Below are 13,144 nucleotides of genomic sequence, written 5' to 3' on the forward strand. Positions count from 1 at the left end.
GCCTCCCGGACAGAGCTTCGCCGGCTACGCCGGCTCAGAGCCCTCCCCAACAGAGATCAAAGAACTGTCAACACCCCGACGGGGTCCTCGCCACTTCCCGGCCGGTGGCCCGCGGAAAGGCGTCGTCTACGTCGCCCACCCGCGGCGAGCTGGCATTTACTACCCCTTCGCTCGATTTCATGGGCGCGTGTTCGAGGACCGCGCCAATGAACTTCTTCAGGTGCTTCTCGATGTCGGGGCCAAAAAGATCGAGATACGGATGAGCGGACGTAACCAGGGTGACTTCAGCCTCAAGGGCGCGGTGCCGTACGGCGACGTTTCGGTCACCGCAGACGGTGGCGCGCGAAGCAATCGCTCCGGAACCCTCACCGCCAAGATCGAAGCACCGGGACGAAGCGTCTCGATCTTCGATGAGGCTGCGACGCCGCTGCACTGGTACCCACACGAAGCAAGCTGGCAAGCGCTCGTAGAGCGGCGACTCAGGAGCGGGGTCACACACGACAAGTTCGAGCTCACCGACTCCGATGTGTACGGCGTGGACGCCAAACTGGCGATTGCGGTCAAGAAGAACAAGCTCTCGCTCGGCGGAAGCTTCAACGCGTCTCAATCCACGTCGTGGATGTGGACGGTCGACTACCCGCCAGCATCGACCGCGTGACTTTGCTCGTCGCCTCCTACACCATGTCGACGCCAGATGGACTGGGCTTAGTTTCAGCGCCTGCGAACTGGCCTTAAGGCGCTTCGCCGCCGAGTGCTGCAGACCTCGGCGTCTACTCGTCGGGCGCGCCGCCGGCGAGCTCCCATTCCTCAATCGCGTCGAGCCGGTGGCGGTAGTAGCGCCCGAGCCGCACAACGGGCACGGCGCCAGTCAAGTCCCAGGACGTGGTGTAGGAGATCGTCGGTGAACTGATCGGCTGCTCAGGCCGCTTGGAGCTCTGGCATCTCCTCCTCATGGGTGGGTGAGGCGTCTGATCCAGCGATGACGAGAGAGATCGACTCAGCCGAGAGGTAGCCGCGGCCGACCAACCATTCGACTCTCCTATGTCAAGAGGTCGGGTCGGGGAGCGCGGTTTCGGCCCAGGCGTGGAGGCGGCGGTAGACGGTGTTGGCGAGGTGTCGCTTGAGGGCTCGGCGGGCTTCTCGCGTCGTCTTGCCTTCAGCGCGTTTGCGGTTGAGGTAGGCGCGGGCGTCGGGGTGGACTCGGGCTTGGACGACGGCGATCCGGTGCAGCGCGGCGTTCATCTGGCGGTTGCCGCCGCGATGCAGGCGGTGGCGTTCGGCGGTCTGGCCGGAGCCGCATGGGATCGGCGCGGCGCCCGCAGAAGCGCGCGAAGGCGGCGGGGCTCTTGTAGCGGCGAACGTCGCCGGCGTGCGCGATCACCGCGGCCGCGACAGCCGGTCCCGCGCCAGGGAGATCGGCGACCGGGTTGCCGTGTTCGTTGAGCAGCCGGCCGAGATCGTTCTCGAGTGCTGTGATGCGGATGTTGAGTTGATCGATCTCGCGTGCGAGCTCGCGGATGCAATGGGCGGCGGCTTCGTTGGCCAGCCCGTCGCCGAACGAGATCCGCTTCAGGCGCCGCAATGCCTTCTGGCGATGGATGTGAGCGACCTTGGCTTCGGCTTCGGGATCGAGCTGCGTCCAGATCGCGCGCAGGCGCTGGATGGCCTGGGTGCGATCAGCGACCGACTGGCGGCGAAACGTCTCCAGCAAAGCGATCGCGCGGATCAGCTCGGGCTCCAGCGCGGCCCCGAGCTGGTCGCGTTTGCGCAGGCGACGTGGGCGATCGCCAGGGCGTCGCCGGGGTCGCTCTTGCCGGGTCCGGAGGTGTGGCGATCGCGGTGCGTCCGCCAGGCGGGGACGTTGAGCACCTCGTGCCCGGCGGCCGACAAGGCCGCGCACAGCGGCCGCCCGTAGCCAGCAGCGTTCTCGACGCCGATCACCGCTTCAGCCGCCTCGTGTTCGGCCAGCCAGCCGCGCAGGCGCTGGATCCCGTCGCGGCTGTTCGGGAGCACAGCGTGCCGATCTCGCCCCCGCGCGCGTCGAGCAACGCTGCGGTGTGGGTGTGTTGTGAATGTCGATGCCGACGATCAACGCGGTGACCTCCTGGCCGGGATATAGCCTGCGAGGCCGGGCCGGCGCGGGACGCCTCTGTGTCGGTGCAGCCGCAGCGGCGCGAGCACTCCTATCAAGTCACCGTCGCCGGCCCGCCCACGCTCCCAGCCGCCGACAAGTCGAAGTGCAGGCCATCCGCTCCACGGAGCAGGCCACGCCCACCCCCTAGAACTCGGGCAATCATCTCTGCGAGTCAGGCGACCAGGAACACGGGGAGCCTCATCGCCCTATCGGACGACACCGCGAATCCTGAGACACAGTCGTTCTGCTCGATGCAGACCATCCCCGCGAGCCGGATCAGCGATCGGTCGTCGGGGAAGATGCCGACGACGTCGGTGCGCCGGCCGATTTCCTTGTTGAAGCGCTCGAGCGGATTCGTGGAGCGCAGCTTGCGCCAGTGCGCCGCGGGGAAGGCGTAGAAGGCCAAGATCTCGGTCTCGGCGTCTTCGAGCATCGAGGCGATCCGGCCGAGGCGCCCATCGAGGTGGGCGACCGCTTCAGAGAGCCGGTCGCGCGCTTCGGCCAAGGACTCGGCGGCGAAGATCGGGCGGATCAACGCGCAAAGCAGGCCGTGTTGGTCCTTGCGGGCGTGCCCGAAGCAGTCCCTGAGGAAATGGACCGTGCAGCGCTGCCAGGCGCAGCCGAGGACCTTCGCGATCGCGGCCTTCAGGCCGGCGTGTGCGTCGGAGACGGCGGGCTGGACGCCGACCAGCCCGCGCTTGACCAGTCCGCGCAGGAAGGCCGTCCAGAACGCGTCGGTCTCGGCCTCGCCGACGTCGATGGACAGGATCTCGCGCCGCCCGGTCTCGTGTACGCCGTGCGCGATGATCAGGGCCTTGTTGACCACGCGGCCGCCGTCGCGGACCTTCTCGATCTTGGCATCGAGAAACAGGTACGGGTAGCGGCCTTCCAGGGGCCGGGTGCGGAACGCGTCGACGTGCTCGTCCAGCGCGCAGCAGACGCGGCTGACCTCGCTCCTTGAGATCCGCAGCCCGAGGCTCTCCACCAGCTGGTCGACCCGGCGCGTCGAGACGCCGCAGACATAGGCCTGTTGCACCACGGCCAGCAACGCCTGCTCAGAACGCTTGCGCGGCTCCAAGAAGCTCGGGAAGTAGCTGCCCTGCCGGATCTTGGGGATCTGCAACTCGATCTCACCCGCGCGCGTGTCCCAACGCCGCGGGCGATACCCGTTGCGATGCGTCGCACGGTCATCCGGCCGGCGCTCGCCGAGCTCGGCACCAACCAGCTCTGAGACCTCGACTTCCATCATCTCCCGCGCCACCGCCTTGACGGCCTCGCGGATCACGTCAGCGTGCTCATCCAGCAACACCTGCTTGACGACCTCCTCGATCGTCATCCTGTCGGCACCGGCCACGCGGCACCCCCTTGCTTGTCGAACCCTGAAGAAGTCCGACGATCATCGGCGCCGCGTCGGCCGGAACCACTCCGTTCCGTCCGACGTCGACCTACACCACGCTACGGGACGTGACCCGGCCGACCGGCACTGAGATGAACCCAGCGAGCGGCGCAACTTGAACCGCAACTGACGCTCTACCGACGAGGGCGTTCCTTTCGACTTCGTCTCAACCCAGAAAACGAACCGCGAAATGCGGGGCGACTCCGCGCGAGCAGCTCGCGGTTCGCGCCGAGCCCGATCCATGTATTCGCGACGGTCAGCCAGCGCCGTACGGCAGGACCCCACCAATCGTCTTCAGCGCCGGGTGGTCCTGGCCTTCGCAGGCCTTCCGGATAAGTGAGATGATGCCGGTTTCCGTGAGTTGTTCGAGGTAACCTTGGTCCTGGAGTTCGTTGGCCGTCGCCATCTGGACGTCCGGCGAGGCGTCGAGGAACGCCTGGCAATTCGCCTGGGTGCCGAGCGGCTTCGCCGCGCCCTTCGCGCCCTCGGGAAGAGAGCGCCCGGAGACCGCGAGTCTGAGGTTCCCCCTCGGGTTGACGCTGCACTTGGAGTCGACGTCCGCCTGGCTCACCGGCGAGTAGGAAACGCTCATCTCCTGCGCGACCTTTTGAGCGGCGGCCATCTGCTGATCACGGGAGGCGTTCACATAGTCGACGCATGACGAGTCGCCGGTCAGGCCGCCCCCGCACGCGGCCAGTGCGATCGCGGCGCCCATCACGAGCATGACGCTAATCCATCTCATTGAGGAGTCCCTTCCACAGGAGGCGCGGCAGATTAACCGAGTGCGGCGACGCCAGTCAAGCATCGTGAGCAACAAGCCTGGCCGACGATGCGGCACGGGACTTGATCGGAGACGCTGACGGCCAGATCACCGATTCCGTGGCCACCGTCGCGGCCGGGAAGGTGACGTTCACCGTGACCAACGACGGGGCAGTTACACACGAGTACATCGTGCTCAAGACCTCGCAACCGGCCGCGCAGCTGCCGGTCAGCGGCGGCCGCGCGAGCGAGGCTGGACACGTCAGCGAGATCGGCGATCTGCCCGTCGGCAAGACGAAGACGGTGACGCTCGATCTCAAGCCGGGGCACTACTCGATCATCTGCAACCCGCCGGGGCACTACCTCGGCGGCATGCACGCCGACCTGACGGTCAGTGACGTCCGCACGGAGCGTCACCGCTCGCTCTGGGTTCTAGCGGGTGAGAACGACGGATTCCATCGAACATCGCGACACCACGGAACGATCCGCCGGCGGACGCCGACCACGCGACCGTCCTTGCGCACGACGAACATGCCGAATCCGAGCTTGCGGCTCGCACTGGCGGTATCCGACGGCCGGCGTTCAAGGCACGCGCTGCGTCTCGACGCTTCCGGCTCTCAGCAGCCCGGCGTCCGGCTGATCAGGCCGCTGCTGCCGTCATCACAATCCCGCAGCGCGCACGTGCCGCCCAGCGGCGGCTCCGACCTCGGAGAATCGACGTCGCCGGTCAAATTTGCTGGTTTCCGGATGTACTGCTTCTCGACGAACTGGTACCTCGAGCAGCCGCTGCCGAAGGAGACATCAGCCGGCGAGGCGAGGAGCAAGACGTCGCATGAACGCTCGCTGCTCCTGCATAGCCAGCCGGGTTCGCCGCTCCATTCCATGGCGGCGGTTGTAGTTCCTTGTTGCTTGTGACGCTTGTTCCGCCCAACGATGCACATCGGCACTGCGTCGAAGCTCGATGTCGAGGCGCGCGCTGTTCGGCTACGCCGCGGTCGTCTCGAGGGTCGCTCGCTCGTTGCCCGACGCGATGCTGATCGTCTTGCGCTTCGCGCGCTCGGACTTCGGGACGATCAGGGACAGCACGCCGTTGTCCAGGCTCGCCGCTACGCCGTCCACGTCGACGCTGTCGGGCATCTTGATGCGGCGCGCGAAGCTGCCGTAGGGGCGCTCGCCGTGCACGATCCCCGAGCCCTCGGGCAGCGACGGGCGCTGGCGTTCGCCGCCGAGCACGAGGTACCCGTCGACCACCTCGATGGTGAGGTCTTCGGCCGTCAGCCCGGGGACGTCGAAGGTCAACAGCACGTCGCTCTCGCCAACGGCCACGTCGACTTTCGGCGCGTACGCAGCCTCAGTCAACGGGCTCGCCAAAGGAGCGAACTGATCGCGGATCAAGAACATCGAAAACACCTCCGTCGAACGCGAGTTTGCTGCCAACGGCACGTTAGATATGCCGCGCCCAGGCCGCTGTCAACCCCTTCGTATGCTCATCGCGTGACCGATCTCCAAGCACGTGACGAGGCCGTGCAGCTTGGCTCCGAGGTCGAGGCCGGCCGACGCCTGGATACCCATCTCGCCCGCCGTCTCGGCCGCCGCGAGCCCGATCAGCGCCCCGATGCCACCGCCTCGCTGCAGGCGCTTGCCGCGACACCCGAGCCCTCCGTCGACGTGGTACGGCAGCTGGTCGAGCGAGCCCAGACTGGTGACTCGGCCGCTCGCGCCGCGGTGATTCAGGCGTACCTGCCGGCGCTATCGGCGATGGCCTCCATGTACCGGACGAGCCAGATCGGGCGTCAGGAACTGCTCCAGGAAGGCGTCGTCGGACTCCTGCGCGCGCTCGAGCGCTTCGATCCCGACCGGGGCGCGGCCTTCTGGAGCTACGCGAGCTTCTGGGTACGTCAGGCGATGCAACACCTCGTCGCCGAGCTCACCCGACCGGTCGTGCTCTCCGATCGGGCACTCCGCAACCTCTCGCGTCTCAAGCAACTGCACCACGAGACGCTTCAGTCCAGCGGCCGCGCACCGACGCGTTTGGAACTGGCGGAGCGCAGCGGCCTCGAACCCGCCCACATCGACGACCTCGTCGCCGCTGAGGCCGGCCGCTCGCTCGACGAGCCGGTCCTGGGTGTCGACGGAGAGCTCGGTTCCTTCGGCGATCTCGTCGTCGACCCGCTGGCCGAAGACGACTACGAACGGGTGCTCGGCGCGGTCGAGATCGAGGCTCTCCACAGCCTCCTGTCCGGTCTGTCCGAGCGCGAGCGCAGCGTGCTCGCCCTGCGCTATGGGCTCGACGGCGACGAGCTCTCGCTCCGCCAGGTGGGCGAACGGCTCGGGCTCAGCGGCGAGCGCGTGCGCCAGCTCGAGCGCCGCGCCCTCGCCAAACTCGGCGCGGCCCTAGGCGCAGACCCCACTCCCACTGACCTCCACCGCAGCGAAGATGCCACCGGCGCGGCTTAGACGCCTGTGCGCAATGTCGATCGCGTCCCGCACCGCCGGGAGCTCACGCGACATCCGCCACAGTCCCCCGACCATCAAAGCGTGTGGAGCCGGGACCGTTGACCCTCTTCGAAGGCGGTGGGTAGCGCGACGGCACACCCCGATCATCGGCCCCGGCTCCACCGAAAGTGAGCCGCATTCTTGATATTTCGATCGTCCGTTCACCTGAGTAGATAGGACGCTGATCGCGATCGTCAACCCCTACGAAAATGAATTTCGTCCTTCAGTTCGATCGACATCTCCACTCGCCGAGCCAGCCGAGCCGTCAGTCGATGGCCTCTCGGCCGAGGTCAATGCGAAACGCTTCGTAGTACGCCTCGTAGATGAGATCGGACTCGCGCGACCGCTGATGCCGGAGCGCCGTCAGCACCCAGGCGAGACGCTGCCGGATATCCGCGAAGTCCACCACGGCGCTCTCTGACCCTTCGAACTCACGCCGCAACGCGTCGATGCTCTGCTGTATCTGGCGGTATTGCGTGCGCAGACCCCGAACGCGATTGCGGAGCCGAGGCTGGTTGAACGCGATATCAGAGAGCAACCCGTCGGGCTGGTCAGCATTCTTGGCCTCCGCCTCAGTGACCTCGCCGAGGACAGCCAAGGCGGCAAGCACGGTCTCATGCCATCGCGCCTCACGTGAGGGTGCCGCGGCCCCGAGAGCATCTTCCAGCGCATGCATCGCGAGCAGCGTCCGATCCTGATCGACACGACGACGATCGATCTGCTCACGCTGAGCCGGCGTGAAGCCCTCGGACCCGTGATCGTCTGCAGCCATCGCTCGTCTCTCCTTTCCGCCAGAGTGAATGAGCAGCCGTTCGACGGTGAGTTATAAAGCGTCTCGACGGTGCCGGGACGCGGCGCTCGTTCTGCAAGTGACAGCCGTGCTCCAGGTTGTTGGAGCCCGGCCGATCATCGAGATATGCGTGTTGACAGTGGGGAGATCGCGGGTGTCGTCATCGCTGACGCGACGAAGGCGGGGTTCCCGCTGACGTACGTCAGTCCCGGGTTTGAGGAGATGACGGGTTACAGCGCGAACGACATGGTAGGTCGTAGTTGTTCGGTGCTTCAGGGGCCCGAGACCGATTCGCGCGCGATCGACGCGCTGCGCCAGGCGGTCCGGGCGGGCCGTGAGGCCTACGTCACGCTGCTGAACTACCGCGCCGACGGGACGCCGTTCTGGAACGAGGTCGCGCTCGCCCCGCAGCGCGACGCCGACGGCAAGCTCGTCCAGTACCTCGGCGTGCAGAAGGACGTCACAGCCCGGCGCGAGGCCGACGCCCTGATCCATCAACTCGCGTACTTCGACAGCCTCACCGGGGTCGCCAACCGCGCCGCGCTGCACACCGAGCTGCAATCCGCGCTGCGCCAGGCGCACGGCGAGGGCAGCGAGCTGGCGCTGTTGTTCGTCGACCTCGACGACTTCAAGCGCATCAACGACAGCCACGGTCACATGGTCGGCGACCAGCTCCTGAGGGCGGTCGCGGATCGTCTGCGAACGATCGTGCGTCCGCAGGATCTCGTCGCCCGCCCGGGCGGGGACGAGTTCACGCTGCTGATCCGCAACGTGGCCACCGACGTCGCGACCGTCGCGACCGAGCTGGCCGGTCGCGTGATCACGGCGCTGCACGAGCCGTTGGACGTCGACGGCGTCCCGCTCGAGGTCCGGGCAAGCGTTGGGGTCAGCGCCTACCCGCGCGACGCGATGACCGCCGAGGATCTGCTACGTCACGCCGACGCGGCGATGTACGTCGCCAAGGGCGGCGGCAAGGACAACTTCCACATCTACCGCTCCCGCGCCAAGGGGACCGGCGTGCGTCCCGACGACGGATTCGACCCGCACAGCGCGGTGGACGAGCTCGACCGCATTCTCGCCGAGCGCGACCTGACCGCGGCCTTCCAACCGATCGTCGAGATCGTCAGCGGCGACCTCGTCGCCTACGAAGCGCTCGCTCGCGGCCCGGAAGGCTCGGTCCTCCAACGTCCCGACCGCCTGTTCGCGACCGCCGCGGCCGCCGGCCGTGTAGGGGAGCTCGACTGGCTCTGCCGCGCCGTCGCGGTCCGTGCAGCCTTCGAAGCCCGCCTGGGCCGCACGGCAACCCTGTTCCTCAACTGCGAGCCCAGCGCGATCGGCGCGCCCTGCCCCGAAGAACATCGAGCGGTGTGGGAGCGCGCCGAGCGCGAGCTCGACCTCATGCTGGAGATCACCGAGCGCGCCGTCACCGACCGCCCGGCCGAGCTGGTCCGCGTGGTCGAGGAGCATCGTGCCGCGGGCCGCGGGATCGCGCTTGACGACCTCGGCGCCGATGTACGCTCGCTGGCGCTGTTGCCGCTCGTCGCCCCTGACGTCATCAAGCTCGACCTCAGCCTCGTCCAGGACCGCCCCTCGACCGACCAGGCCGCGATCGTCAGCGCAGTCGCCGCCGAGCACGAGCGCACCGGCGCCAGGGTGCTCGCCGAGGGCATCGAGAACGAGCAGCACCTCGCCGTCGCCCGCACCCTCGGGGCCACGCTCGGACAGGGCTGGCACTGGGGCCGCCCCGGCCCGCTACACCCGCAGCTCGGCGGCATGCGGCTGCGTCGCCGGCCGCACAGCGCGCGCCGGCCCGGTCGCACGCCGTTCGAGATCGTCACGGCCGATCGCTCGACCGCCCACGCGACCAAGCGCCTGCTGCTCCCGATGAGCCATCATCTCGAGCACCGCGCACTGCGGATCGGCGAGGGCGCGGTGATCCTCTCGGCGTTCCAGGACGCCAAGCACTTCACCCCCAAGACGGTCCGGCGCTACGAGACGCTGGTGCGCGGCGCGAGCCTCGTCGGCGCCCTCGGCGTCGGCCTCGGCGAGGAGCCGATTCCCGGCGTCCGCGGCGCGCAGATCGAGGCCGACGACCCGCTGGCCGGCGAGTGGAGCGTCGTCGTCCTCGGCCCGCACTTCGCCGGCGCGCTCGTCGCCATGGATCTCGGCGACACCGGCCCGGACCGCGAACGCCGCTTCGAGTTCGCCATCGTCTACGACCGCGGACTCGTCATCGCCGCCGCCCAGACGCTCCTCCGCCGCCTCGCGCCCGCTTCCTCGTCACCCAAACCACGCGAGGCGAGCACGACCGCTGTCGCAGTTTGATCGCCAGGACGCCTCGGGCGACGCTCGGCTCAGCCGTTGCGGGTGTACCGGCGAAGCGGCGAGTCCACCCAGGTCAGGTCTAGAGACACTCGGCACTCGCCGAGAGCACGTATTGGGGCGTGCCATTCCGCGGTGTCCCTGGAATGCGCCTGGGACTTGACCGTGGCGCTGAGTGGCCGGAAGGCCGCGAACGGAGACCGGGCGGCCACCCGGTCTTTCGCGTTCAGCAGCAAGCGCGCGGGCGGACCGCGGCACCGCGGAAATTCAGGGCCGCAGGCGCGACTAAGCTAGCCCCGCTCGAGCCGGGCCAGGCCGCGCTCCGATCCGGGTTGCTTGTCCCTTGCTGTTTGCAGCCGGTTCGACGGATGGGCGGTCGCGGGCTCGAACCGGGGACCTCCTGCTCGTGAGTAGCGGGCCCGCGCTCGGCGTCCGTTGCGTCTACTGCGCCGTCGCCCGCGCAGCCTGCAGATTGCCCCAGGCCGGGTTTGACGGAGGTCCTTGCTCCGTCAGACCCGGTCCGGCGCAAAAGCGGTCGGACCGCGGGACGCCGCTTCACTGGTACGTGACCACTAAGCAACATCTTCGCCACTCTAGGCAGAGCGTGGTCTGCCTTCAGGCCCGCAACTGGCGTTATGGCCCGCTGATCGGGTACAGCTCGACGTACGTTCATATGTGGCCACACCGGTGACGGTGCGGCGGAGTGGTCGGAAGACCGCAATGGAAGACCGGGCTGTCACCCGGTCTTTCGTGTTCTGCGGGGTCCGATTGCCGGGCGGACCGCGGCATCGCAGGCGCTCGTCGACGGGCGCCGATCGGTTCCCCAAGAGTTCGGCCGAGGACGCCGAACGACGATCGGCGAAACGCCAGACGGCCCGCCGGGAGCGGGCCGATTTCCCCGAAAGTTTCCCCGCGGCCACTACCGAGGGGCCGTTCTCCCTCTGGTAGAGCCGTGTAGGCCGGATACGCGCTCCCACCCTGTGCAGAGACCTGCACGCCCGGCGCGCTATCGCTGCACATGAGAACTTGATTAGGTGATCCTCAAGGGATGAGTTCTACATGAGAGGGATGTAGATGAGGCAGCGGTTCAAGGGTGCGGTGGCTTCGGCCGGCGCGGTGGCGGCGTTGGCGCTGATGGCGCCCGCGTCGGCGGTGGCGCATCCGTGCGCGAGCGCGAACGCGAAGGCGACGGCGGCGAGCAGCTTCCTGTCGGTCAACAGCGCGATGTGGGTCGGCATGCGGCCGGTGCACGTGGAACACGAGTGCGATGGCGAGGGCGGCCCGTTCACGTCGACGGCGGCGAAGGCGGCGGCCGCGGGGGTGGCGATCGCCGCCGACCCGACGTTCGAGCAGGTCGTGAGCGAGTACGAGTACTCGCCGAACATGACGCCGCTCGGCTACTCGCCGAACGTGATCCCGTACCTGCCGGCTCCGTACAACTCGGATCTGGCGTTCCAGGGCGACTACGCGTACATGGGCACCAACGACGGCTTCGTCGTGATCGACATCGAGGACCCGGCGAAGCCGAAGCAGGTCCATCTCAACAAGAGCTGCACCACCTCGCAGGGCGACATGGTCGTGTACGGAAAGATCCTCGTGCGCTCGTGGGACTCGCCGGTCAGCGCCAATGGCGCGGCGACGCAGTCCTGCGGCGGCCAGCTGGTCGGCCAGGGCTTCGAGGGCATCCACATCTTCGACATCACCGACCCGGCCAACCCGGTGTTCGTCCGCGGGCTGCGGTTCTCCACCCAGGACGTGCCGCGCCAGGGCTGCGGCTCGCACACCGCGACGGCGGTGCCCGCACCTGACCGCGACGCGCTGTACATCTACAACGGCGGCTCGTCCGGCACGTGCACGTGGATGGACGTCCTGAAGATCAAGATCTCCGATCCGACCCAGGCCTCGTACGTCAAGCAGGCGCCGGCCGGCCGCCAGTGCCATGACAACACGGTGTTCCTCAACGGCGCCGAGAGCTATGCGTCGTGCGCCGGCGGCAACGGCATCACGATGTTCAAATTCGACGCCACCATCGACCCGACGCTGCCGGGCGGGATCGAGAACCCGGTGCAGCTGTGGTCGCGCTCGCTCGGCGTCGGGACGGGCCATTCGGCCGCGTTCGGCTATGACGGCAAGACGGTCGCGTTCGGTCACGAGCCGGGCGGCGGCGTCGCGCCGAACTGCCAGACCACGAGCTCGACGCTGAACAAGTCGCTGTTCTTCCTCAACGTCGCGACCGGCGAGACGATCTCGACGGTCGTGATGCCGCGGGCGCAGAACAACACCGAGAACTGCACCTGGCACAACTTCAACACCGTGCCGACCAAGGGCGGCAACTACATCGTCTCCGGCAACTACCAGGCCGGCATCAACGTGATCGACTTCACGCAGCCCGCTGCGCCGAAGGTCATCGCGTACGCCGACCCGAAGCCGCTGCCGCACACGACGACCTACGGCGGGGACGGCTATCCGGACGGCGGCGACTGGTCCACCTACTGGTACAACGGCGAGATCTACGAGGCCGACATCTATCGCGGGCTCGTCGTGTGGGATCTCGACAACACGTTCACGGACCGCGCGAACACCGTCGCGTACTCGAACCCGCAGACGCAGATCGGCGCGATCGCCGCCGACAACGCCGCCCCGACGGTCACGTCGACGAACGCGGGCGCCGGCTACGTGCTGGGCTCCGCCGTCCCGGCCGCGTTCTCGTGCGCGGATGACGGCCTCGGCGTCGAGTCGTGCACCGCGAGCGTGACGAATCTCGACACGTCGAAGATCGGTCCAGCGTCCTACACGGTCACCGCGCTCGACAAGGCCGGGAACGAGACGGTCAAGACCGTCGAGTACGTGGTCAACGCCACGGCCGTCACCGGCAGCGCGGGCGGCACGGTCGCGGCGACGCTGGCGCTGACGATGGGCGCTCCGGCGCAGTTCGGCGCGTTCACGCCGGGGCTGGCGAAGACGTACACGGCGTCCACCTCGGCCACGGTCATCTCGACCGGCGGCGACGCGACGCTGAGCGTCGCCGACCCGAGCGCGACGAACACCGGCCGCCTGGTCAACGGCACGTTCGCGCTGCCGCAGCCGATCGGCGGCCTCGGCGTGGTCAAGACGTACACCGGCCCGGTCTCCAACGATCAGCCGACGATCACGTTCACGCAGGCGATCGGCGCGACCGACGCGCTGCGCACGGGCACGTACAGCAAGACGCTGACGTTCACCCTCTCCAGCACCACGCCGTAGAGCA

At 68.0% G+C, this 13,144-nt stretch carries 11 protein-coding genes and 1 pseudogene; 5 read left to right on the forward strand and 7 right to left on the reverse strand.

Going from position 1 to position 13,144, the window contains the following annotated elements:
* Positions 1 to 187 precede the first annotated feature (187 nt).
* A complete protein-coding gene (locus tag G569_RS0126395) occupies positions 188 to 658 on the forward strand; it encodes a hypothetical protein (RefSeq protein ID WP_157592324.1) in 471 nt (156 codons plus the stop codon).
* A gap of 386 nt (positions 659 to 1,044) precedes the next feature.
* Here G569_RS0126395 and G569_RS66465 read toward each other — a convergent pair whose 3' ends face one another.
* The 5 genes and pseudogenes from G569_RS66465 to G569_RS0126420 all read right to left on the reverse strand — a co-directional run bounded on the left by G569_RS66465 (position 1,045) and on the right by G569_RS0126420 (position 4,245).
* The gene (locus G569_RS66465) at positions 1,045 to 1,305 is read right to left on the reverse strand and encodes a transposase (RefSeq protein ID WP_084285593.1); all 261 of its coding nucleotides are present in this window, start codon (positions 1,303 to 1,305) and stop codon (positions 1,045 to 1,047) included.
* 22 nt (positions 1,306 to 1,327) lie between these two features.
* Positions 1,328 to 1,711, reverse strand: a pseudogene (locus G569_RS61505) (transposase); the annotation flags it as partial.
* Positions 1,712 to 1,725: 14 nt separating this feature from the next.
* Positions 1,726 to 2,013, reverse strand: coding sequence for an IS110 family transposase (locus G569_RS61510; RefSeq protein WP_084285596.1), 288 nt, complete (start codon positions 2,011 to 2,013; stop codon positions 1,726 to 1,728).
* A gap of 293 nt (positions 2,014 to 2,306) precedes the next feature.
* Entirely contained in the window at positions 2,307 to 3,488 is a 1,182-nt protein-coding gene (locus tag G569_RS0126415) for an IS256 family transposase (RefSeq protein ID WP_028065668.1), read from the reverse strand.
* A gap of 298 nt (positions 3,489 to 3,786) precedes the next feature.
* Positions 3,787 to 4,245: a hypothetical protein gene (locus G569_RS0126420; RefSeq protein ID WP_157592325.1), complete on the reverse strand. Its 459-nt coding sequence runs from the start codon at positions 4,243 to 4,245 to the stop codon at positions 3,787 to 3,789.
* A gap of 164 nt (positions 4,246 to 4,409) precedes the next feature.
* Between G569_RS0126420 and G569_RS58945 the strand changes: the two genes are divergently transcribed.
* On the forward strand, positions 4,410 to 5,204 hold the full coding sequence (locus G569_RS58945) for a hypothetical protein (RefSeq protein ID WP_169542246.1): 795 nt from the start codon (positions 4,410 to 4,412) through the stop codon (positions 5,202 to 5,204).
* 69 nt (positions 5,205 to 5,273) lie between these two features.
* Here the strand turns inward: G569_RS58945 and G569_RS51700 are convergent, their stop codons facing one another.
* Entirely contained in the window at positions 5,274 to 5,648 is a 375-nt protein-coding gene (locus tag G569_RS51700) for an Hsp20/alpha crystallin family protein (protein ID WP_211233085.1), read from the reverse strand.
* A 135-nt stretch (positions 5,649 to 5,783) separates the two neighbouring features.
* Here G569_RS51700 and G569_RS0126435 point away from each other — a divergent pair, with 135 nt between their 5' ends.
* Positions 5,784 to 6,746 (forward strand): sigma-70 family RNA polymerase sigma factor, encoded by a 963-nt coding sequence (locus tag G569_RS0126435; RefSeq protein ID WP_028065670.1) that lies wholly within the window; start codon positions 5,784 to 5,786, stop codon positions 6,744 to 6,746.
* A 304-nt stretch (positions 6,747 to 7,050) separates the two neighbouring features.
* Here the strand turns inward: G569_RS0126435 and G569_RS0126440 are convergent, their stop codons facing one another.
* Positions 7,051 to 7,557: a hypothetical protein gene (locus tag G569_RS0126440; RefSeq protein WP_157592327.1), complete on the reverse strand. Its 507-nt coding sequence runs from the start codon at positions 7,555 to 7,557 to the stop codon at positions 7,051 to 7,053.
* Positions 7,558 to 7,701: 144 nt separating this feature from the next.
* Between G569_RS0126440 and G569_RS61515 the strand changes: the two genes are divergently transcribed.
* Both G569_RS61515 and G569_RS0126460 read left to right on the forward strand, forming a co-directional pair.
* Positions 7,702 to 9,900, forward strand: a complete 2,199-nt coding sequence (locus tag G569_RS61515; protein WP_084285597.1) for a diguanylate cyclase domain-containing protein — start codon at positions 7,702 to 7,704, stop codon at positions 9,898 to 9,900.
* Positions 9,901 to 10,971: 1,071 nt separating this feature from the next.
* Positions 10,972 to 13,140, forward strand: a complete 2,169-nt coding sequence (locus G569_RS0126460) for an LVIVD repeat-containing protein (protein WP_157592328.1) — start codon at positions 10,972 to 10,974, stop codon at positions 13,138 to 13,140.
* The last annotated feature ends 4 nt before the right edge of the window (positions 13,141 to 13,144 follow it).

This window comes from Solirubrobacter soli DSM 22325, assembly GCF_000423665.1.
In the GTDB taxonomy this organism is placed as follows: domain Bacteria; phylum Actinomycetota; class Thermoleophilia; order Solirubrobacterales; family Solirubrobacteraceae; genus Solirubrobacter; species Solirubrobacter soli.